Origin of the sequence: Burkholderia sp. MSMB1078WGS (assembly GCF_001528895.1) — a bacterium.
GTDB lineage: Bacteria > Pseudomonadota > Gammaproteobacteria > Burkholderiales > Burkholderiaceae > Burkholderia.
This window is the reverse complement of record NZ_LPDI01000085.1, coordinates 180,839-201,025: the sequence shown is the minus strand read 5'-3', so window position 1 is coordinate 201,025 and position 20,187 is coordinate 180,839. Positions and strand designations below refer to the sequence as shown.

Annotated in this window: 18 protein-coding genes; 13 read left to right on the top strand and 5 right to left on the bottom strand. The window is 68.7% G+C overall.

Annotated elements, in window-relative coordinates:
* The first annotated feature begins 7 nt into the window (after positions 1-7).
* From WT24_RS21375 to WT24_RS21350, 6 genes are all read left to right on the top strand, one after another.
* Positions 8-2,233 carry a polysaccharide biosynthesis tyrosine autokinase gene (locus tag WT24_RS21375; protein WP_060035778.1) on the top strand — a complete coding sequence of 742 codons (2,226 nt, stop codon included), beginning with the start codon at positions 8-10 and terminating at the stop codon, positions 2,231-2,233.
* A gap of 62 nt (positions 2,234-2,295) precedes the next feature.
* Positions 2,296-3,255, top strand: a complete 960-nt coding sequence (locus WT24_RS21370; protein ID WP_059793847.1) for a glycosyltransferase family 2 protein — start codon at positions 2,296-2,298, stop codon at positions 3,253-3,255.
* Positions 3,256-3,298: 43 nt separating this feature from the next.
* The gene (locus WT24_RS21365) at positions 3,299-4,444 is read left to right on the top strand and encodes a glycosyltransferase family 4 protein (RefSeq protein WP_059501240.1); all 1,146 of its coding nucleotides are present in this window, start codon (positions 3,299-3,301) and stop codon (positions 4,442-4,444) included.
* Positions 4,445-4,454: 10 nt separating this feature from the next.
* On the top strand, positions 4,455-5,921 hold the full coding sequence (locus tag WT24_RS21360; RefSeq protein WP_059501239.1) for an O-antigen ligase: 1,467 nt from the start codon (positions 4,455-4,457) through the stop codon (positions 5,919-5,921).
* Complete coding sequence (locus tag WT24_RS21355) at positions 5,918-7,102, top strand: glycosyltransferase family 4 protein (RefSeq protein WP_059793851.1); 1,185 nt, start codon at positions 5,918-5,920, stop codon at positions 7,100-7,102. The genes WT24_RS21360 and WT24_RS21355 overlap by 4 nt, the downstream gene beginning before the upstream one ends.
* Positions 7,102-8,268, top strand: coding sequence for a glycosyltransferase family 4 protein (locus tag WT24_RS21350; RefSeq protein ID WP_059501391.1), 1,167 nt, complete (start codon positions 7,102-7,104; stop codon positions 8,266-8,268). The genes WT24_RS21355 and WT24_RS21350 overlap by 1 nt, the downstream gene beginning before the upstream one ends.
* Before the next feature lie 130 nt (positions 8,269-8,398).
* Here the strand turns inward: WT24_RS21350 and WT24_RS21345 are convergent, their stop codons facing one another.
* The gene (locus WT24_RS21345) at positions 8,399-9,634 is read right to left on the bottom strand and encodes an MFS transporter (RefSeq protein WP_060035777.1); all 1,236 of its coding nucleotides are present in this window, start codon (positions 9,632-9,634) and stop codon (positions 8,399-8,401) included.
* Positions 9,635-9,789: 155 nt separating this feature from the next.
* On the opposite strand from WT24_RS21345, the gene WT24_RS21340 reads away from it, so the two are divergent.
* Complete coding sequence (locus WT24_RS21340) at positions 9,790-10,260, top strand: helix-turn-helix domain-containing protein (RefSeq protein ID WP_060035776.1); 471 nt, start codon at positions 9,790-9,792, stop codon at positions 10,258-10,260.
* Positions 10,261-10,709: 449 nt separating this feature from the next.
* Here the strand turns inward: WT24_RS21340 and WT24_RS21335 are convergent, their stop codons facing one another.
* Together WT24_RS21335 and WT24_RS21330 are read right to left on the bottom strand one after the other, a co-directional pair.
* Positions 10,710-11,483, bottom strand: coding sequence for an AraC family transcriptional regulator (locus WT24_RS21335; protein ID WP_060035775.1), 774 nt, complete (start codon positions 11,481-11,483; stop codon positions 10,710-10,712).
* A gap of 26 nt (positions 11,484-11,509) precedes the next feature.
* Positions 11,510-11,851, bottom strand: coding sequence for an FKBP-type peptidyl-prolyl cis-trans isomerase (locus tag WT24_RS21330; protein WP_059501234.1), 342 nt, complete (start codon positions 11,849-11,851; stop codon positions 11,510-11,512).
* Between the two features lie 581 nt (positions 11,852-12,432).
* Here WT24_RS21330 and WT24_RS21325 point away from each other — a divergent pair.
* The 3 genes from WT24_RS21325 (at position 12,433) to WT24_RS33265 (ending at position 16,277) form a co-directional block, all read left to right on the top strand.
* On the top strand, positions 12,433-13,350 hold the full coding sequence (locus WT24_RS21325) for a metal-dependent hydrolase (protein ID WP_060035774.1): 918 nt from the start codon (positions 12,433-12,435) through the stop codon (positions 13,348-13,350).
* A 464-nt stretch (positions 13,351-13,814) separates the two neighbouring features.
* Positions 13,815-15,287 (top strand): sigma-54 dependent transcriptional regulator, encoded by a 1,473-nt coding sequence (locus WT24_RS21320; RefSeq protein ID WP_060035812.1) that lies wholly within the window; start codon positions 13,815-13,817, stop codon positions 15,285-15,287.
* 741 nt (positions 15,288-16,028) lie between these two features.
* Entirely contained in the window at positions 16,029-16,277 is a 249-nt protein-coding gene (locus WT24_RS33265; protein ID WP_080747670.1) for a hypothetical protein, read from the top strand.
* Between the two features lie 242 nt (positions 16,278-16,519).
* Here WT24_RS33265 and WT24_RS21315 read toward each other — a convergent pair whose 3' ends face one another.
* A complete protein-coding gene (locus WT24_RS21315) occupies positions 16,520-17,302 on the bottom strand; it encodes an ABC transporter substrate-binding protein (protein WP_059501389.1) in 783 nt (260 codons plus the stop codon).
* Between the two features lie 235 nt (positions 17,303-17,537).
* Between WT24_RS21315 and WT24_RS21310 the strand changes: the two genes are divergently transcribed.
* Both WT24_RS21310 and WT24_RS21305 read left to right on the top strand, forming a co-directional pair.
* Positions 17,538-17,957: an MbcA/ParS/Xre antitoxin family protein gene (locus WT24_RS21310; RefSeq protein ID WP_059501232.1), complete on the top strand. Its 420-nt coding sequence runs from the start codon at positions 17,538-17,540 to the stop codon at positions 17,955-17,957.
* Positions 17,954-18,655 (top strand): RES family NAD+ phosphorylase, encoded by a 702-nt coding sequence (locus WT24_RS21305; protein ID WP_059501231.1) that lies wholly within the window; start codon positions 17,954-17,956, stop codon positions 18,653-18,655. Before WT24_RS21310 ends, WT24_RS21305 begins: the two co-directional genes overlap by 4 nt.
* A 19-nt stretch (positions 18,656-18,674) precedes the next feature.
* On the opposite strand, the gene WT24_RS21300 is transcribed toward WT24_RS21305, so the two are convergent.
* Positions 18,675-19,406, bottom strand: coding sequence for a metallophosphoesterase (locus WT24_RS21300; RefSeq protein ID WP_060035773.1), 732 nt, complete (start codon positions 19,404-19,406; stop codon positions 18,675-18,677).
* A gap of 122 nt (positions 19,407-19,528) precedes the next feature.
* On the opposite strand from WT24_RS21300, the gene WT24_RS21295 reads away from it, so the two are divergent.
* Entirely contained in the window at positions 19,529-20,182 is a 654-nt protein-coding gene (locus WT24_RS21295; protein ID WP_059501229.1) for a DUF1345 domain-containing protein, read from the top strand.
* Positions 20,183-20,187: the final 5 nt, after the last annotated feature.

The window sequence follows — 20,187 nt, the reverse complement described above, 5'->3', positions numbered from 1 at the left end:
GGAACGAATGGTGAACACGCAAGCGAAACACTCCTACGCGGACCTGACCGCGAAAACCGAGGAAGAGGACGTCGTTCTCGGCCAGTTGCTCCAGGTCATCCTGGACGACATCTGGCTGCTGCTCGGTATCGCGGTGATGGTCGTGGCGCTCGCCGGCCTCTATTGCTTCATCGCGAAGCCGGTCTACCAGGCGGACGTGCACGTGCGGGTCGAGGGCAACGACAACACGTCGCAGGCGCTCACGCAGACGCAGACGGGCGCGTCGATCAACAGCGGCCCGCAGCAGGCGCCGACCGATGCGGAAATCGAGATCATCAAGAGCCGCGGCGTCGTCACGCCGGTCGTCGAGCAGTTCAAGCTGAACTTCTCGGTCGCGCCGAAGACGCTGCCGGTGCTCGGCAGCCTCGCCGCGCGCCTCGCGACGCCGGGCCAGCCGTCGCGGCCGTGGCTCGGCCTGAAGTCGTATGCGTGGGGCGGCGAACTCGCCGACGTCGACTCGATCAGCGTCGTGCCGGCGCTCGAAGGCAAGAAGCTGACGCTGACGGCCGGCCCGAACGGCACCTATTCGCTGGTCGACGCGAACGGCACGCGGCTGCTGGCGGGCCGCGTCGGGGAATCGGCGCAGGGCGGCGGCGTGACGCTGCTCGTGCAGAAGCTCGTCGCGCGTCCCGGCACGCAGTTCACGGTGGTCCGCTACAACGATCTCGACGCGATCACCGGTTTCCAGTCGGGCATCCAGGTGACCGAGCAGGGCAAGCAGACGGGCGTCGTGCAGATCTCGCTCGAAGGCAAGGACCCGGACCAGACCGCCGCGATCGCGAACGCGCTCGCGCAGTCGTACCTGAACCAGCACGTGATCGCGAAGCAGGCGGAAGCGACCAAGATGCTCGACTTCCTGAAGGGCGAGGAGCCGCGCCTGAAGGCCGATCTCGAACGTGCGGAAGCCGCGTTGACGCAGTACCAGCGCACCTCGGGGTCGATCAACGCGAGCGACGAGGCGAAGGTCTACCTCGAAGGCAGCGTGCAGTACGAACAGCAGATCGCCGCGCAGCGCCTGCAGCTCGCGTCGCTCGCGCAGCGCTTCACCGATTCGCACCCGATGGTGATCGCCGCGAAGCAGCAGCTCGCGGAGCTGCAGGGCGAGAAGGACAAGTTCAGCAACCGCTTCCGCAGCCTGCCGGCGACCGAGGTGAAGGCGGTCCAGCTCCAGCGCGACGCGAAGGTCGCCGAGGACATCTACGTGCTGCTGCTGAACCGCGTGCAGGAGCTGTCGGTGCAGAAGGCCGGCACGGGCGGCAACATCCACCTCGTCGATTCGGCGCTGCGCCCGGGCGATCCGATCAAGCCGAAGAAGGCGCTGATCCTGTCGGCCGCCGTGTTCCTGGGGCTGATCCTCGGCACCGGCGTCGTGTTCCTGCGCCGCAACCTGTTCCAGGGCATCGAGGATCCGGACCGCGTCGAGCGGACGTTCAACCTGCCGCTGTACGGGCTCGTCCCGCAGAGCGCCGAGCAGGTGAAGCTCGATGCCGCGGCCGAGAAGGGCGGCGGTCGTGCACGGCCGATCCTCGCGAGCCTGCGTCCGAAGGACCTGAGCGTCGAAAGCATGCGCAGCCTGCGCACCGCGTTGCAGTTCGCGATGATGGACGCGAAGAACCGCGTGATCGTGCTGACCGGCCCGACGCCGGGCATCGGCAAGAGCTTCCTGACGGTCAACCTCGCGGTGCTGCTCGCGCATTCGGGCAAGCGCGTGCTGCTGATCGACGCCGACATGCGCCGCGGGATGCTCGACCGCTATTTCGGCCTCACCTCGCAGCCGGGGTTGTCGGAGCTGTTGAGCGACCAGTCCTCGCTCGAGGACGCGATCCGCGAGACGCCGGTGCAGGGCCTGTCGTTCATCGCGGCCGGCACGCGCCCGCCGAACCCGTCGGAGCTGCTGATGTCGACGCGCCTGCCGCAATACCTCGAAGGCCTCGGCAAGCGCTACGACGTCGTGCTGATCGATTCGCCGCCGGTGCTCGCGGTGACCGACGCGACCATCATCGGTCGCATGGCCGGCGCCACCTTCCTGGTGCTGCGCTCGGGCATGCATACGGAAGGCGAGATCGCCGACGCGATCAAGCGCTTGCGTACCGCGGGCGTCGATCTGGAAGGCGGGATCTTCAATGGCGTGCCGCCGAAGGCGCGCGGCTACGGCCGCGGCTATGCGGCCGTGCACGAATACCTGAGCGCTTGATCGCATTGCACGACACCGGGCCGGCGCGCGCCGCAACGGCCTGGCTGAATGGAGAACCCTCGATGAAAATTTCCGTGCTCGTTCCGACCTACCGGCGTCCCGCCGACCTCGCGCGCTGCCTGCTGGCGCTGCAGCGGCAGCAGCGGCTGCCCGACGAGGTGATCGTCGTCGCGCGCCCGGAGGACGACGCCACGCACGAACGGCTCGCCGATCCGGCGGTCGGCGGCGCGCTGCCGCTGCGCATCGTGCCGGTCGACGTGGCGGGGCAGGTCGCCGCGCTGAACAAGGGGCTCGACGCGTCGACCGGCGACATCGTCGCGATCACCGACGACGATGCGGCGCCGCACCCCGACTGGCTCGCACGCATCGAAGCCGCGTTCCTGTCCGACCCGCGCGTGGGCGCGGTCGGCGGCCGCGACTGGGTGCACGAGAAGGGCCGCCTGCTCGACGAATCGCGAGAGCAGGTCGGCCGGCTCACGCTGTCGGGCAAGATCATCGGCAATCATCACCTTGGCGTCGGCGGCGCGCGCACAGTCGACATGCTGAAAGGCGCGAACATGAGCTACCGCCGCGCGGCGATCGAACGGCTGCGCTTCGACACGCGGCTGCGCGGCGCCGGCGCGCAGGTGCACAACGACATGGCGTTCAGCATGGAAGTGCAGCGCGCGGGCTGGACGCTGCTGTATGACCCGGCGATCGCCGTCGATCATTTTCCGGCCGAGCGCTTCGACGACGACCGTCGCGATGCGGCCTCGCTGAACGCGATCAGCAACGGCGCGTACAACCTGCAGCTGACGCTGCGCGAGCATCTGCCGCCGGTACGGCGCGAGATCGCGTGGTGGTGGTGGACGCTGATCGGCACGCGCGTCTATCCGGGCTTCGCGCACGTGCTGTTGTCGCTGCCCACCGCGCGGCGCGCCCGCGTGCTCGCGCACTGGCGCGCGGTGCGCCGCGGCGCACGCGATGCGCGTCGCACGAATCTCGCCCCCCATCGTGCGGCGATGCCGCCGGTGACGTCTTGAACGGCCTGCGCACAATGCGCGCGGCCACGCCCGGAGGGCTCGCATGACCACGAAGGATGCAACGAAAGTTCACGTCCATTTGTTCTATGGCGCCGATCCGCGTACCTACCGGAAAGGCGACAACATCGGCTGCCTGTACGGCTATCACCACGCCGAATCCGACGAATTCCGGCTGACCTATTCGCAGGACGGCGGCGAGAACCGCGTCGTGAGCGTCGCGCGCCGTGCGCTGAAGGCGGCGCTCGGCTTCGACGTCGTGCATGCGTGGCGCAACCGCGCGGCGCTGCTCGATACCGACGTGATCTGGACCCACACCGAGCAGGAGCATCTGGCCGCCGCGCTGATCCTGAAGCTCGCCGGCGCGCAGGGCAAGCGCCCGCTGCTGCTCGCGCAGAGCGTGTGGCTGTTCGACAAATGGAACAGCTTCGGCGGCCCGCGCCGCTGGCTCTACCGCAAGCTGCTCGCGCGCGCCGACGTGCTGACCACGCTGGCTCGCGACAACGCCGACCTGTGCCGACGCTACCTCGGGCGCGAAGCCGAGTTCGTCTATTACGGGCTGAACACGCAGGATTTCCCGCCGGTCGAGCCGCAGCAATGGAAGCCGAACCGGCCGCTGCGGATCGCGGCGATCGGCAACGACCGCGACCGCGACTGGCGCACGTTCCTCGCCGCGTTCGGCGGCGACGAACGCTACGACGTGCGGCTCGCGACGCGCCGTCGCGTGCCGCGCGAGTGGCACGCGCCGAACGTGAAGATCGGCCCGGCGGCGGGGCTCGCGAAGCAGCACGAACTGTACGCGTGGGCCGACGTGATCGTCGTGCCGCTGCGGCCGAATTTCCACGCGTCGGGCATCACGGTGATGCTCGAGGCGGCGGCCGTCGGCAAGCCGATGATCGTGTCCGACGTGGGCGGCCTGAGCGACTACTTTCCGCACGATACGGCCGCCTATGTGCCGGCGTTCGACGCGCAGGCGATGCGCCAGGCCGCCGATCGCTTCGTCGCCGATCCGGTGGCGGCGCTCGACTGCGCGCGTGCGGCCGCCGCGTGCCTGCGCGAGCGCGACCTGACCACGCAGGCGTTCGCCGAGCAGCACGTGCGGATCACGCGCGACATGCTGCGCCGGCGCCGCACACCCGCGGCGGCTGGCGTGGCGATGCCGCTCGCCGATTCGCGTCCTTCGTCGCAGTGAGCGCGCATCGATGAGTACGATTGCCGCCGAACGCGCGCCGTCGCGCACCCGCAGCCGGTTCGCCGAGCCGAAGCACTGGGCCGGGCAGGCCGGGCTGTGGACGTTCACCGCCGCGCTGATCGCCGTCCACCAGGGCAAGGTGCTGACGCTCGCGTTCCCGGTGCTGGCCATCGGGGTGGGCGTCTGGCTGTATTTCAAGAGCCCGGCGCGCTATGTCGGCTTCATGTGGTGGGTGTGGTTCCTGAGCCCGGAAGTGCGACGCCTGGCCGACTGGTCGAAGGGCGCGTTCACGCCGACGAGTTTGATCCAGGTCGCGCCGCTCGCGGTGACGATGATCGCCGGCTTCGGGCTGCTCAGGCATTACCGCGTGCTCGCGCAGCGACGCGGGATTCCGGTGCTGCTGATCCTGTTCGGGCTCGTGTATGCGTATCTCGTCGGGATCGTGTCGAGCGGCGTGATGGCCGCGACCTACGACCTCGCGAACTGGCTGTACCCGATCCTGATCGGCTTTCACATCATGGTGAACGCGCGCAACTATCCGGAGTACCGCGACGTGCTGCTCTCCACCTTCATGTGGGGCATGCTCGTGATGGGCGTGTACGGCGTCGTGCAGTATTTCGTGATGCCGCAGTGGGACGTGCTGTGGATGGTCGGCTCGCAGATGGGTTCGCAGGGCGAGCCGGTGCCGTACGGCGTGCGCGTGTTCAGCACGATGAATTCGTCCGGACCGTTCGCGTTCGCGATGATGGGCGCGCTGGTGTTCGTGCTGGTCGCGCCGCAGAAGATCCGCTGGTTCGCGGGCGCGGCGGGCTTCGTGTCGTTCGCGCTGTGTCTCGTGCGCTCGACCTGGGGCGGCTGGGTGATCGCCCTCGCGATCCAGCTCGTGCAATCGAGCAACCGCGTGCGGATGCGGATCCTGATCAGCGGCGTCGTGCTGGTCGGGCTGTGCGTGCCGCTCCTGACCGTCGGGCCGGTGGCCGACCGGCTCGGCCAGCGCCTGCAGTCGATCGCGAACCTGAAGGACGACCGCAGCTACGACGACCGCAACAAGTTCTACGCGACCTTCGCGCAGACGGCATTCACCGACGTCGCCGGCGAAGGGATGGGCGCGACCGGCGCGTCCACGAAGCTGTCGAGCGACAGCGGCGAGCTCGGCAAGTACGGCAGCTTCGACAGCGGCGTGATGAACGTGCCGTTCGTGCTCGGCTGGCCCGGCACGCTGCTGTATCTCGCGGGCGTCGTGATGCTGTTCGGCCGCACGCTGCGCGCGGCGTTCAAGCTGCGCAAGGACAAGTTCGTCGGCGCGTGCCTGAGCCTGTGCCTGTCGACCTTCGCGATGCTCGTGTTCACGAACTCGCTGATCGGCACCGGCGGCCTGCTGATGTTCACGGCCATTTTTTCGATACTTGCCGCGGCGCACTGGCAGAAGGCGCAACGCCTGCTGGCCGCCGCGCGTTCACGGGGAGGCGACCATTGAGAATCGCGATCGTCACGCACGTCGTGCGACATAACGACGGGCAGGGCCGCGTCAATTACGAAATCGCGCGCGCGGCGCTGGCCGAAAACTACGAGGTCACGCTGGTCGCGTCGCATGTCGCGCCCGAGCTGCTGGCCGACCCGCGCGTGCGCTGGGTGCCGGTGAAGGTCGGCGGCTTCTGGCCGTCGAATCTCGTCAAGCAGCAGGTGTTCGCGCTGAAAAGCGCGGCATGGCTGCGCGCGCACCGCGGCGAATACGACGTGCTGCACGTGAACGGCTTCATTTCATGGATCAAGGCCGACGTGAATACCGCGCACTTCGTGCACGGCGGCTGGTTCAAGAGTCCGTACTATCCGTTCGGGCTGACGAAGGGGATGTGGTCGGCCTACCAGTACGTCTATACGCGCGTGAACACCGCGCTCGAGCGCTGGGCCTACCGGCGCTCGCGCGCGATCACGGCCGTGTCGCAGAAGGTGGCCGACGAAATCGCCGGGCTCGGCATCGACAGCCGCAAGATCAGCGTGATCTACAACGGCGTCGACGGCAGCGCATTCGCCGGCGCGCAGGCCGACCGTGCGGCGTTCAAGCTGCCGGACGACGCGTTCCTGCTGCTGTTCGTCGGCGACCTGCGCACGCCGCGCAAGAACCTCGGCACGGTGCTGAAGGCGCTGACGAAGCTGCCGCCCAACGTTCATCTCGCGGTGGCCGGCTACTTGCCCGGCAGCCCGTATCCCGACGAAGCGCGCGCGCTCGGCATCGATTCGCGCGTGCATTTCCTCGGTCTCGTGAAGAACATGCCGACGCTGATGCGCTCGGTCGACGCATATGTCTTTCCGTCGCGCTACGAAGCGATGAGCCTGTCGCTGCTGGAGGCGATGGCGGCCGGGCTGCCGGTCGTCACCGCGCGCACGGCGGGCGGCGCGGAAATCATCACGCGCGAATGCGGAATCGTGCTGGAGGATCCGGACGATCCGGCCGCGCTCGCGCAGGCGATCGGCTCGCTCGCGGCGTCGCGCGACACCTGTCGCGCGATGGGCGATGCGGCCCGCGAACTGATGACCCGTTTCGGCTGGGCGCACATGGGCGCCCAGTACGTCGCGCTTTACCGGCGCATCGGCCAACCCACGCAGCCGTCCGCCTTCGAGCGGGCCGAGCATGCGATCACGCAGGAGCAACCGTGATGTCCCAATCTTCCCGGCCGATCAAATCGTTGCAGATCGGCATGCACTGGTTCCCCGAACGCGCGGGCGGCCTCGACCGGATGTACTACTCGCTCGTCGGCGCGCTGCCCGGCGCGGGCGTCGAGGTGCGCGGGCTCGTCGCCGGCTCGCCGAAGGTCGCCGACGACACGGGCGGGGCGATCCAGGGCTTCGGGCCTGCGTCGCAGCCGCTCGCGCGCCGGATGCTCGCCGCGCGGCGCGCGCTGCGCGACGAGATCCGCAGCGAGCGGCCGGACGTGATTTCGTCGCACTTCGCGCTGTACACGTTTCCGGGCCTCGACGTGACGCGCGGGATTCCGCAGGTCTCGCACTTCCAGGGGCCGTGGGCCGACGAAAGCCAGGTCGAGGGCGCCGCGTCGCTCGGGCAGCGCGCGAAGCGCTATCTCGAACAGGCCGTCTATACGCGCTCGTCGCGGCTGATCGTGCTGTCGCAGGCGTTCGGCCAGATCCTGACGAACCGCTACGGGATCGATCCGTCGCGCGTGCGCGTGATTCCCGGCTGCGTCGATACCGCACAGTTCGACACGCCGCTCACGCCGGCCGAGGCGCGGCACAAGCTGCAACTGCCGCAGGACCGGCCGATCGTGCTGGCCGTGCGCCGGCTCGTGCGGCGCATGGGACTGGAGGACCTGATCGACGCGATCGGCCTCGTCAAGCGCCGTCACCCGGACATCCTGTTGCTGATCGCCGGCAAGGGCAAGATCGGCGAGGAACTGCAGCAGCGCATCGACGCAGCCGGGCTGCAGGACAACGTGAAGCTGCTCGGCTTCGTGCCCGACCACCATCTCGCGGCGCTGTACCGCGCGGCGACGGTCAGCGTCGTGCCGACGGTCGCGCTGGAGGGCTTCGGCTTGATCACCGTCGAATCGCTGGCATCCGGCACGCCGGTGCTGGTTACGCCGGTCGGCGGGCTGCCGGAGGCGGTCGCCGGGCTGTCGAACGATCTCGTGCTGCCGTCGACGGGCGCGGATGCGATCGCCGAAGGGCTCGGCGGTGCACTGTCGGGTGCGATCGCGCTGCCCGACGAGGCCGCGTGCAAGCGCTATGCGCGCGATCATTTCGACAACGCGGTGATCGCGCGGCGCGTGGCCGGCGTCTACGAAGAGGCGATCCGGGCGGCGGGCTGAACGTCTGCGGCGCGCCCCGCGCGCGCCGAACCGCAAGCCCGACGGGCGCGCGTGCGCGGCCGGTTCGCGTGCCGGACGCCCGCCGAGGGCGCGCCGGCTTTTCCCGTTCGATCCCCATGACCCGCGCGCGTCACGCGCGCCGCAGCGTCGCGGCCCATACGCCGAGCGCGGCCATGCTCACCACTGCACCGAGCCCGCAGACGCCGGTCCATCCGGCGCGCGCATACATCATCGTCGCCGCAATCGCACCGAGCCCGCTGCCGGCCGAATAGAACAGCATGTAGCAGCCGACGAGCCGCGCATGCGCGTCGGGCCGCGCGCCGAGAATCATGCTCTGATTGACGACGTGCACAGCCTGTCCGCCGACGTCGAGCAGCACGATGCCGACGATCAGCAGCGCAATCGACGTATTGCCGAACGCGAGCGGCAGCCATGAGCAGGCGAGCAGCGCGAGTGCGGCGCCGGTCGTCGCTTCGCCGCGCCCGCGATCCGCGAGCCGGCCCGCGCGGGCGGCGGCCGCCGCACCCAGTGCGCCGACGAGGCCGAATGCGCCGATCTGCGTGTGCGACATCGCGTGCGGCGGCGCGCTCAGCGGCAGCACGAGCGCGCTCCAGAAGATGCTGAACGCGGCGAACATCAGCAGCGCGATCGCGCCGCGCACGCGCAGCACGCGTTCGTCGCGCAGCAGCGACACCATCGAGCGCAGCAGCGCCGCATAACCGATGCGTTCGCGCGGTTCGTGCCGGTCCGGCAGCAGCCGCGACAGCACGACCAGCATCGCGATCGCGAGCCCGCCCGACACGAGATAGACCGCCCGCCATCCCGCGATGTCGGTGACGACGCCCGCCAGCGAGCGCGCGGCCAGCAACCCGACCACGACGCCGCCCTGCGCGGCGCCCACCACGCGCCCGCGTTCGCCTGCGCCGGCGAGGGTGGCCGAGCAGGCGATCAGCCCTTGCGTCATCGCGGTGCCGAGCAACCCGACCGCGACCATCCCGGCCAGCAGCGCGACGCGTGTCGACGCCACGGCCACGCCGATGCAGGCGGCGCTCAGCAGTACAAGCTGCACGGCGATCAGACGCTTGCGGTTCAGCAGGTCGCCGAGCGGCACGACGAACAGCAGCGCGAGCGCGCAGCCGAGCTGCGTCGCGGTGATGACGCCGCCGACCGCGGCTTGCGACACGCCGAAATCCCGCGCGATCGAATCGAGCAGCGGCTGCGCGTAGTAGACGTTCGCAACGCTCGCCGCGCAGCAGACGGCCAGGAGCGCGACGCGCGCCGACGACAGGCGGCCGCCCTCGGCCGGATGGCTCGCATCGGTTGGCGCGTTCGACGCAACGGTGCCGGAATGGCAGGACGATTCCATGGGTTTCCTCATGCAATGTAGTTGCAATTTGAAACTGGTTTGGAGTGTAGGGAAAGTAGTTTTAAAATGCAACCTGTTTGACGGCGGGCGTGGGGCCCGTGCACGGATGGTCGGCCGGCCCGCGAAGGCGGGCCGGCGCGATTGCGGAGAGGAACATGGCCAGGCAGAAAAGTCTTGCGGATTCGCCGTGCCCGGTGGCGCGCGCGACCGATATCGTCGGCGATCGCTGGGCGTTGCTGATCGTGCGCGACGCGTTCGACGGCGTGCGCCGCTTCGGCGATTTCCGCGCGAGCCTCGGCGTCGCGAGCAACATCCTGTCCGACCGGCTGAAGATGCTGGTGGACGCGGGCGTGTTCGACGTCGTGCCGGCCTCCGACGGCACCGCGTATCAGGAGTACGTGCTGACCAGGAAAGGCGAAGGGCTGTTTCCGGTCATCGTGATGCTGCGGCAGTGGGGCGAGGCCAACCTGTTCGCGCGCGGCGAGCCGCATTCGGTGCTGATCGACCGCGGCACCGGGCGCGCGATTCGCAAGCTCGCGCTGCGGCACGACGACGGCCGGCCTTTGAAGGCGGCCGAGACCGTCGTGAAGAAGATCGGTGACGAAGCGGGCACGGTGCGTCGGTGAGCGTCATGCGCGCCGGTTGCGCCGTCGGATGGCATTCGGCGTGGAAGCACGAGCGCGGTCCGGCCGGCTACGCGAGTCGATTCACGAAGATCTTCTTTCGTTGGCGTTACCCGATCCGACCTCGCCCCGGCGACGCATGGCCGCACGCGCGCGATCGGCCGGCGGCGTCGCACGAGTTGCCGGGGACGCGCCGCGACGCGCAGCGGCCCGCACACGGGTCGCGAGCAGCAGCATGACCGACACGGCGGTTTCGATCCGCAACGATGTTGACGGTGGCGACGACGCGCGCCAGCGCGGGCGGGAAAGCGGGGGATGGTGCGGTCGTATCCATGCGCCCATCGTAGGCGGCGACGGACAGGCGATGTTTCAGCGGGACGCGAAGCGTCGATACGGATGCCGCGCGTGCCGCCGGCTACGTGCGTCGATGCGTATTCAGCGCGCCACTGCGCTCAATGCCGTTCGCCGCGCCAGCGTCCGGGCGCCACGCCGAAGCGCTTCGTGAACGCATGCGTGAACGTGCTTTGATCCGAGAAGCCCACGCTACCCGCGATGTCGACGAGCGAATGCCGGCCGTCGGCGAGCAGCACGACCGCGGCGTCGAGCCGAAGCCGCTGCAGGTAGCGATGCGGCGTTTCGCCGAACGCGTCGACGAACAGTTGATGAAACCGGCGCATCCCGTAGCCGCAGTGCGCGGCGAGATCGGCGATGCGCAGCGGTTCGGCGAGCCGCGCGCGCAGCCAGCGGTCGATGCGCGCGAAATCGAGGCCCGACGCCGGCGCGGCGATGCCCGCATCGTCGAGCAGCGCGTCGCACAGGCGCGCGGCGGCCTGCCATTGAAAGCGGTGCGCGGCGGCCTGCCGTGCGTCGCCGGCCGGAGCATCGTGCTGTACGGCGGCCGCCGCGATCTGCGCGACGAGCGACGTGAGCGCGGGGTCGATCGACACGGCGCGCGCATGGTCGAACAGCCGCTGCGGTACCGCGAGCGACGCGGCGGGCAGGTCGATCACGAGCTGGCGATTCTCGCCGAGGCCCGCGTAGTCGTGGCGCGCGCCGGCCGGAATCAGCCAGGCCGCGTGCCGGTCGATGCGCCGGCCGATGCCGTCCACCGCCATCACCATCGCGCCATCGACGCCGAGCACGACCTGGTGGAAGTCGTGCACGTCCGACGCTTCGCACGTGGCGTAGCGGCGCAGCGCGATGGCAGGTGAGGCGATGCGTTCCATCGGGAGGGAAACGGCCGGAGGCGGGGTCAGACGTCGAGCAGTTCGACTTCGAACACGAGCGTCGCATTCGGCGGAATCACGCCGCCTGCGCCGCGCGGGCCGTAGCCGAGTTGCGGCGGGATCGTCAGGCGACGCACGCCGCCGACCTTCATGCCCTGCACGCCTTCGTCCCAGCCCTTGATGACCATGCCGCCGCCGAGCACGAACGCGAACGGGTCGTTGCGATCCTTGCTCGAATCGAATTTCTGACCGTCGGTCAGCCAGCCGGTGTAATGGACGCTGACGGTCTTGCCGGCTTGCGCTTGCGCGCCGGTGCCTTCGGTCAGGTCTTCGTACTTGAGGCCCGATTCGGTCGTGATGACGGACATGATTTCTCCTGAAAGAGCGTTGCGTGAAACCGCTATTGTAGGCGAGCGCGCAGCGGCCCGGCGCGCGTGGATTTCGTGCCGTCGTACGCGTGTCGGCGAGCGCGGCGGGCGCCGCGCGCGCGATCAACCGATCCGCAATTGGAACGCGCGTTTGAATTTTCCGCGAGCCGCGGGGCCGAGGTTGCACCACGGCAGTGCGCCACGCGTATGAATCGACGCTCCCGGCATGTGTTGCCGCATGCCGGGCGACCGTTGCCGGACGCGGCGAGATGCCCGGCGCACGGGGCTGGCGGGCCGATGGTGGGGCGCTGCGCCGCACGCGCCACCTCGCCCGTTCGCGCGCCGGCGCGTTCGAATCGCCAGCCGGCCGAGCGTCGTTCGAGCGCCGTTTTTTCCGCCTTTCCGACCGTGCCCTGTTTGGAAGCGCGCATCTACCGCGCGGCTTGCGTGCACCGGCGCGCGCGGCCTATCGTTACATTTGTCGATGTCAGGATTTTGGCGGCGCGCGACGCGTCGCCCGGGCTTGCGCCGGCCGCGTCCGACGATGCGCCGGGCCGCTCGGCAACAGGAGAACGATACACATGAAGTCAGCCGCTTCCGTCACCGCAGCCGGGATCATGCCGGTGCGCCGCGACCTGCGCTTCGACCTGCCGGTCGAACGCGCGAAGGACTGGCATGGCCTGGGGTCGCACGTGACCCATTTCTTCAACGCGCTGTCGCTGCTGTTTCCGGCCGGCGAGCGCTTCTTCATGGATTCGGTGCGCAACTACCGCGACCGGATCGACGATCCCGTGCTGAAGCAGCAGGTGCTGGGCTTCATCGGCCAGGAGGCGATGCACACGCGCGAGCACGTCGAATACAACGAGCTGATGCAGGCGAACCGGCTGCCCGCGCGCAAGCTCGACCGGCGCGTGTGGGCCGTGCTCGGCTACATGAAGCGCACGCTGCCGCATTCGGTGCAGCTCGCGCACACGGTGGCGGCCGAGCACTACACGGCGATGCTCGCCGACTGGCTGCTGCGCGACCCGACGCGCCTCGACGGCTCGGTCGAAGGCTACCGGCAGATGTGGATCTGGCATGCGCTGGAGGAAACCGAGCACAAGGCCGTGTCGTTCGACGTGTGGAACGCCGCGATGAAGCCGGGACTGCGCCGCTACATGATCCGCATCGGCGTGTATCTGCTGACGACGCTGACGTTCTGGCCGACCGTGTTCCTGATGCATGCGACGCTGCTGTGGCGCGATCGCGGCGCCGGCCATCACGTGCGCGGCCTGCTGCGGACGATCGCGTTCCTGTATGGGCCGCGCCGAGGGCTGTTCCCGCGCATCGCCGGCGAATGGCTGAGTTTTTTCCGGCCGGGCTTCCACCCGTGGGATCACGACAATCGCCACCATCTCGCGCGGGTCGACGCACTGGCCGCCACCTACGGCGAACACGGCGGCACGCCGGCCGGCCGCGGCCGCGCGAACGCGCCGGCGCCGCTCGCGTCGGGTCGCTGATCCGGGCCGCCCGCCGGCCGCCGCCCGCCGCTCGTCGCGCGGCGGGGCGCCGCGCATGTTGCGTTCGTGCATCGGCCGGCTTGTTCCGACGATTGACGAAAATCAACCGGAACCGGTTGCTTCGCGTTCGCATGCCCGGCACACCGGTTGCACGCGCATGCGCCAGTGCGCCGAACGGGCGTGCGCCCGTCCCACACCCATGCCTCGCGCCAGCACCGGCGCGGCTTTGCGCGCGCGGCACCGGTCCTTTCCGGCCGCGTGCGGCGCCCGCCACAGGGATAACACCCATCTAGCCGGAGGCCGGCCGCATCGATATACCGTTCATGACGACGTCGACGCCGGCGCGATTCATGCGCAGGGGGATTTTATTCGGACGGAAATACGCCCAATATGTCGATTCGATCGTGTCCGTCGTACGCGGCCGTGAGCCGGCGCGCGATACCAACGCCAAGCGGGGAACAACGATGGTTGCAAGGTCACCCGACGCAAACGGGCACGCGGCGCCCGAGATGACGGACGTGTCCGTCACCGCTCCCGAGGCCGGCCGCAAGCTGTTCGTGATCATGCGCACGCCCGACGAGCCGTTGCTGGCGCAACTGCGCGGGCTCGGCTGGGAGATCGCGGTCGCGAAGACGGCTGGCGCCGCGCAGAACATGACTTCCGGCGTGAGCGTGGCCGCCGGGCTGGTCGATTTCACCGGATTCACGTCGCGCGACTATCCCGCGCTGAAGATGTGTCTGAGCCAGCCGGCGATCGGCTGGATTTCCATCGCGCAGGCCGGCATCATGATCGGCCCCGCCGTGCGCGAACTGATCCGCAGCTATTGTTTCGATTACGTGACGCTGCCGCTGCCGTCCGAATGGATATCGCACGTATTGGGCCATGCGCGCGGGATGGCAGCGCTCGATCGCGTCGACGGCGCCGCCTATGCGGCGTCGATCGGCGAACACGGGATGATCGGCAACTGCGAGGCGATGCAGCAACTGTTCAGCACGATCCGCAAGGTCGCGAAGACCGACGCGAGCGTGTTCATCTCGGGCGAGTCGGGCACGGGCAAGGAGCTGACCGCGCTCGCGATTCACGAGCGCTCCAGCCGCGGCAAGGGGCCGTTCGTCGCGATCAATTGCGGAGCGATTCCGCATCACCTGCTGCAGTCCGAGCTGTTCGGCTATGAACGCGGCGCGTTCACCGGCGCGAACCAGCGGCGCGCGGGCCGGATCGAATCGGCGAACGGCGGCACGCTGTTTCTCGACGAGATCGGCGACATGCCGGTCGAAAGCCAGGCAAGCCTGCTGCGCTTCCTGCAGGAAGGCAAGATCGAGCGGCTCGGCGGGCACGAATCGATCGCGGTCGACGTGCGGATCATCTCGGCCACGCACGTCGATCTCGACGGCGCGGTCGAGGCCGGGCGCTTCCGCGCGGATCTCTATCACCGGCTGTGCGTGCTGCGCATCCACGAGCCGCCGCTGCGCGCACGCGGCAAGGACATCGAGATCCTCGCGCACTACGTGCTGCAGAAATTCAAGGCCGACAGCGGCCGCAAGATCAGCGGCTTCACGTCGGCCGCGCTCGACGCGATGCGGCGCTACGAGTGGCCCGGCAACGTGCGGGAGCTGATCAACCGCGTGCGGCGCGCGATCGTGATGGCCGAGAGCCGGTTGCTGACGCCGCACGATCTCGGGCTCGACACGCCCGGCGAAACCGAACCGGTGACGCTCGAACAGGCGCGGGCGCTGGCCGAGCGCACCGCAATCGAGAACGCGCTGCTGCGCAACGACCACCGGATCAACAAGGCAGCCGCCGAACTCGGCATTTCACGCGTGACGCTCTATCGGATGATGATCGAGCACGGGCTGAACGATCGCGACCACAACGGCGACAACGGCGGCAACGACGGCGCGCCGTCGGACGACGCCGGGCATCAGCGGGTCGGCTGAGCGGCGAGCGGTTCACAGACGGTGCGGCCCGAACGTGACGGGCGGCACGCACGGCACGACCGCGACGACGCTCCACGCGCTGGCGAGCCCTGGGCCGGCACGCCGAAGCGGATCGGCCCGGCGCGCTAGGCCGATCGTCGTGGGTGGGTCGCGCGGGCAGCGTGAGGGCGTGTGAAGCGGTGCCGCAGTATGGCCATGCGATCGGCCGCCGCGTCCGGCGTCCAGCCGCGACGTGCGGTGCGTCTCGCCGCCGGCGGCATGTAAAGCGCATGAAACGTTTCGCGTCGGCCGCCAGGCGGATTTCCGCGGCGAATCGGGCCGACCGGCCGGTCCGTCGCCGGTAAAAATTCCGTGCTCCATTGTTCAGCCTTATTCCGCAAGGCCCTGCCGTGACACGGCCGACGCGTGCCGCGACCCCGATGTTTCAGTTTCGTAACTTCCGGTACGTTACGCCCGCTGCGGCCGCGAGCCGGCCTGGTCGCCCCCTTGTCCGGCCGGGCTCGCGCAGCGCTGGCCCGGTCCTTGCGAAGAAGGGCATGCGAGAGTCGACGACGCGAGGTCCGTCCGGTCAGGCAACCAAAGCTTCCAGTACCGGCCAGGACGCAGTCCGCGGGGATGCGGCGGCCGCGCGCGGTGCAGCGGCCGCGTCGCGGCGAGCACGGCGCGTCGTCGTCTGATCGCCGAGGCATCGGCATCGGCCGGTTGCCGGAACAAACATCAGACAGCAAACGGGGTAGAAAAATGATCGATCGTCACACGCCGCGGCCCGCAGGCCGCGATCGCCGTGATTCGGGACATCGCCGCTCGAACGTCGCGCTTGCGGCCGACAGGCATGCCTCGACAGGCCATCTCTCCGCGCCCGGCGCGAGGCGGATCCGGCTGGTTGCCGGTCATCCGCGCCGGGTCGGTACTTTCCTGCACGCGAATCCGATCCGCATGGGCATGTGTACACGCGCGCCGGTACCGCGACGTCCGGTCTTCGCCTATTGATTCGAACGGTACGGCGTCCGCTCGCGTTGCCCGTTGTTGCCTCACGCGATTGATCGGGAATTCGAACGATCGACGAAGCGTCGTGCCGCGGGCCGCGTACGACGAACACGACAAACGACGCAACATGACGCGCATTCGATGCAACGGCGCACCACTCGACGTCGTTGGCATCCGGTTGAAGGGGAGGGGCGGTCGGACGCGCGCGACGGAAGCGGTCATCCGTACGCGCGCGACGCCGTTTTTCAGCCGCCGTAGATGTCGAAGTCGAAGTACTTCGATGCGAGCCGTTTGTAGGTGCCGTCCTTGACCATGTCGACGATCGCGCGGTCGATCTTCGCCTTCAGGTCGGTGTCCTCCTGGCGCAAGCCGATGCCGGCGCCGATGCCGAGCACCTTTTCGTCGACGAGTTCGGGCCCGACGAACGTATAGTTCGCGCCGCGCGGCGATTTCAGGAATCCGATCGCGGCCTGCACTTCATCCTGGAGCGCCGCGTCGAGGCGACCGGCGATCAGGTCGGCGTACACGCCGTCCTGGTTCTGGTACGACACGACGTTCGCGCCTTGCTTGCCCCAGTAGGCCTTCGCATACGTCTCCTGCGTCGTGCCCTGCTCGACGCCGATCGATTTGCCCTTCAGCGATTCGGCGGTCGGCAGCAGCGACGAGCCTTTCTTCACGACGAGCCGCGTCGGCTGGTTGTAGATCTTCGTCGTGAAGCCGATCTGCTGCGCGCGCTGCGGGGTGATCGACATCGACGACAGCACCGCATCGAACTTCTTCGCCTTCAGCGCGGGAATCATCCCGTCGAAGTCGTTCTCGAGCCACACGCATTTCGCCTTCAGGCGCGCGCAGATCTCGTTGCCGAGGTCGATGTCGAAGCCGACGAGCTTGCCGTCGGGCGCCTTCGACTCGAACGGCGCATAGCTGGCGTCGGTGCCGAAGCGGATCGTGGTCCAGTCCTTCGCGACGGCGGGGCCTGCGGATACCGCGAGCAGGGCGATCGAAACGGCGGCAATCAGTCTCTTCATGGTGCGTTCCTTGGCGTGGTGCATCCGGTTTCTGTGCGGCACGGTCTCCACGGACACGATCCGCGCCGTGACGCGGTGTCCGCACGGCCATTAACGCAGAAAATAAAATACGAGTCCAGAATGGACAAAAAATATCGATTTGCCGGATGCATGCACGCGATCGATGGGTGCGACCCTTGCAAAAATACGAGAATGGACTAATCTTGTTAGTGAATTCGTTTCGAGACTAACGATCATGTCACAGCCCGCGTACCATTCGCATCCCGCCGTGCCGCACGCTTCGGTCGCGCAGATGTCGGCGGCCGGCCTGCGCGCGTTTTTCAACATCGCGCGCGATTGGGAACTGACGATCGACGAGCAGATCGTGCTGCTCGGGTCGCCGGGCCGCTCGACGTTCTTCAAATGGAAGGCCGCGCCCGAATCGGCGCGCCTGCCGCGCGATACGCTCGAGCGGCTGTCGCTGCTACTCGGCATCTACAAGGGGTTGCAGATCCTGCTGCCGCAACCCGCCGCGGCCGATGCATGGGTCAAGCGGCCGAACGATGCGGCGCCGTTCGGCGGCAAGCGCGCACTCGACCGAATGCTGGCCGGCAACGTCGGCGATCTGGTGGCGGTCCGGCAATATCTCGACGCGATGCGGGGTGGCTGGGCGTGACGACACCGATCGAAGTCGGCCGGTGGCCCACGACCACCGTCGATTGGGCGCCCGCCTATCGCGTGATTCCCACCCGTTTTCCGGCCATCAACCTGTTCGACCGCGTCGCGTCGGCGGACGACTTCGACGCGCTCTACGCGCTCGAATCGCTGACCAACGACCGCATTCGCAACGAAGTCGGCACCCTCGATCTCGTGCCGCCCGCCGAGCGCCGCTACGGGCAGGGCTGGGGGCCGATCATGGCGGCGTTCACGCATCTGAATCCGCTGGGCAGCCGCTTTTCGGACGGCAGCTACGGCGTGTTCTACTGCACGCGCGCGCGCGACACGGCGATCGCCGAAACGCGCTATCACAGCGGGCTATTCCTCGCCGCGACGAAGGAGCCGCCGATGCGTCAGCAGATGCGGCTCTATACCGTGTTCGCGCACGGCGACGTCGCCGACGTGCGTACGTGGCCGCAGCGCGATCCCGCGTTGCTGGACCCGGTCGACTACAGCGCGGGACAGGCATTCGGCCGTGCGGTGCGCCGTGCAGGTGGCGCGGGGATCGTCTATCCGTCGGTGCGCGACCCGCGCGGCGAGTGTCTCGCTGCGTTCCGAACGACGCTGCTGCGCGACTGCCAGCATGCGGCCTATCTCGAGTACAACTGGAACGGTTCGGCCGTCGATGCGGTGTTCGAACTGAACCAGGTCGGCTAGCGTTCGCCTGGCCGGCGCGTCAGGGCAGCGGCCAGTCGCCCGCGTGGCGTTCGCGCGCTTCGGCCTGCGTCATCGACCACGTGCAGCCGGTGCGCGGCTCGGCGAGCGTGAGCCGGCCGGCGGGCGCGAACGCACCCGTATCGATGAACCATTGCGCGCCGATCCGTTGCGGCGCACGCACCGGCGTGTGTCCGGTGCAGGTCAGCGACAATCCGGCCTGCCGCGCCGGATCCGCGAGCCCCTGGACGAGGTCGCGGCCCCACATCAGCCGCTCGCGTACGTCGTGCGAATAATTGCCCGTATCGAGATCCGCGTCCGAGCCGAAGAATTCCGCATGCAGCACGTTGAAGCGCGTCGGGCCGTCGCCGATCACGCGCACGAGCGGCAGTGCGTCGACGCGCGCCGCATACGCGCGCAGTCGTTCCGGCGGCAGGTCGGCGCCCCAGTCGCCGCCGATGCCGCGCCACGCGTCTGGCGGCAGCTTGCCGCGCGCGACGAGGCTCAGCACTTCCTCGTGATTGCCGCGCACGACGTGGCACCACGGCCGGTCGAGCAGGTCGAGCGCGGTGTCGGAGGCCGGGCCGCGATCGACGAGATCGCCGACCGAGAACAGCCGGTCGCGGGCTGGATCGAAGCGGACGTCGTGCAGCAGCGCGCGCAGGACGTCGACGCAGCCGTGCAGGTCGCCGACGACGAAGTCGCGGCCGGTCGTATTCGCGGGATGGCGGCAGAGCAGGGCGGTGGCGGTCATCCCCTTATCTTAGGCGCTCCCGCCCATCGCCACGCCGCGACGGAATGGCGATAATCGGGGCGCGTTGCCCGCCGATGCCGTGCACCGGCCGAACCCTTTCCATCTGCTTTCGGAATCACACGATGACGTTTTATCCGCAGGTATTACGCAACCGGCCGCGCATGGTCGCGGCGTTCGTCGCCGGCGTGCTGTGCGCGGTGCTGCTGCCGTTTCCGCTGCGCCCGACCGCGCGGGCGCTGATCGGCTGGGATTGCGCGGTCTGGCTGTATCTGGTGCTGATGTGGGTGCGTATGGTCACCGCGCATCATCACAAGGTGCGCGAAGTCGCGATCCGCGAGGATGAAAACGCGACGACCGTGCTGACCGTCGTGTGCCTCGCGACTGTCGCGAGCGTGGCCGCGATCGCGATCGAACTCGCGACCGCGAAGAGCGTCGGCTTCAGCGCGGGACTCAGCCACTACGCGATCACGGGCGCGACGCTGTTCGGCGCGTGGTTCCTGATTCCGACGATCTTCACGCTGCACTATGCGCGGCTCTACTACGGCTCGCCGAGCAGCGATCGCGCGCTCCGTTTCCCGGACCGGAACCCGGAGCCCGATTACTGGGATTTCCTGTATTTCGCGTTCACGCTCGCGGTCGCGTCGCAGACGGCCGACGTGTCGCTCGCGAACCGCTCCGCGCGGCGCTCGGTGCTCGCGCAGTCGGTCCTGTCGTTCTACTTCAACATGGCCGTGCTCGGCTTGTCGATCAACGTCGCGGCGGGGTTGCTGAACTGACGCCG

Bases quoted from the DNA above. Each gene is read 5' to 3' on its own strand.
- WT24_RS21375 (WP_060035778.1), top strand. From the start codon at position 8: ATGGTGAACACGCAAGCGAAACACTCCTACGCGGACCTGACCGCGAAA.
- WT24_RS21370 (WP_059793847.1), top strand. From the start codon at position 2,296: ATGAAAATTTCCGTGCTCGTTCCGACCTACCGGCGTCCCGCCGACCTC.
- WT24_RS21365 (WP_059501240.1), top strand. From the start codon at position 3,299: ATGACCACGAAGGATGCAACGAAAGTTCACGTCCATTTGTTCTATGGC.
- WT24_RS21360 (WP_059501239.1), top strand. From the start codon at position 4,455: ATGAGTACGATTGCCGCCGAACGCGCGCCGTCGCGCACCCGCAGCCGG.
- WT24_RS21350 (WP_059501391.1), top strand. From the start codon at position 7,102: ATGTCCCAATCTTCCCGGCCGATCAAATCGTTGCAGATCGGCATGCAC.
- WT24_RS21345 (WP_060035777.1), bottom strand. From the start codon at position 9,634: ATGGAATCGTCCTGCCATTCCGGCACCGTTGCGTCGAACGCGCCAACC.
- WT24_RS21340 (WP_060035776.1), top strand. From the start codon at position 9,790: ATGGCCAGGCAGAAAAGTCTTGCGGATTCGCCGTGCCCGGTGGCGCGC.
- WT24_RS21335 (WP_060035775.1), bottom strand. From the start codon at position 11,483: ATGGAACGCATCGCCTCACCTGCCATCGCGCTGCGCCGCTACGCCACG.
- WT24_RS21330 (WP_059501234.1), bottom strand. From the start codon at position 11,851: ATGTCCGTCATCACGACCGAATCGGGCCTCAAGTACGAAGACCTGACC.
- WT24_RS21325 (WP_060035774.1), top strand. From the start codon at position 12,433: ATGAAGTCAGCCGCTTCCGTCACCGCAGCCGGGATCATGCCGGTGCGC.
- WT24_RS21320 (WP_060035812.1), top strand. From the start codon at position 13,815: ATGGTTGCAAGGTCACCCGACGCAAACGGGCACGCGGCGCCCGAGATG.
- WT24_RS33265 (WP_080747670.1), top strand. From the start codon at position 16,029: ATGATCGATCGTCACACGCCGCGGCCCGCAGGCCGCGATCGCCGTGAT.
- WT24_RS21315 (WP_059501389.1), bottom strand. From the start codon at position 17,302: ATGAAGAGACTGATTGCCGCCGTTTCGATCGCCCTGCTCGCGGTATCC.
- WT24_RS21310 (WP_059501232.1), top strand. From the start codon at position 17,538: ATGTCACAGCCCGCGTACCATTCGCATCCCGCCGTGCCGCACGCTTCG.
- WT24_RS21300 (WP_060035773.1), bottom strand. From the start codon at position 19,406: ATGACCGCCACCGCCCTGCTCTGCCGCCATCCCGCGAATACGACCGGC.
- WT24_RS21295 (WP_059501229.1), top strand. From the start codon at position 19,529: ATGACGTTTTATCCGCAGGTATTACGCAACCGGCCGCGCATGGTCGCG.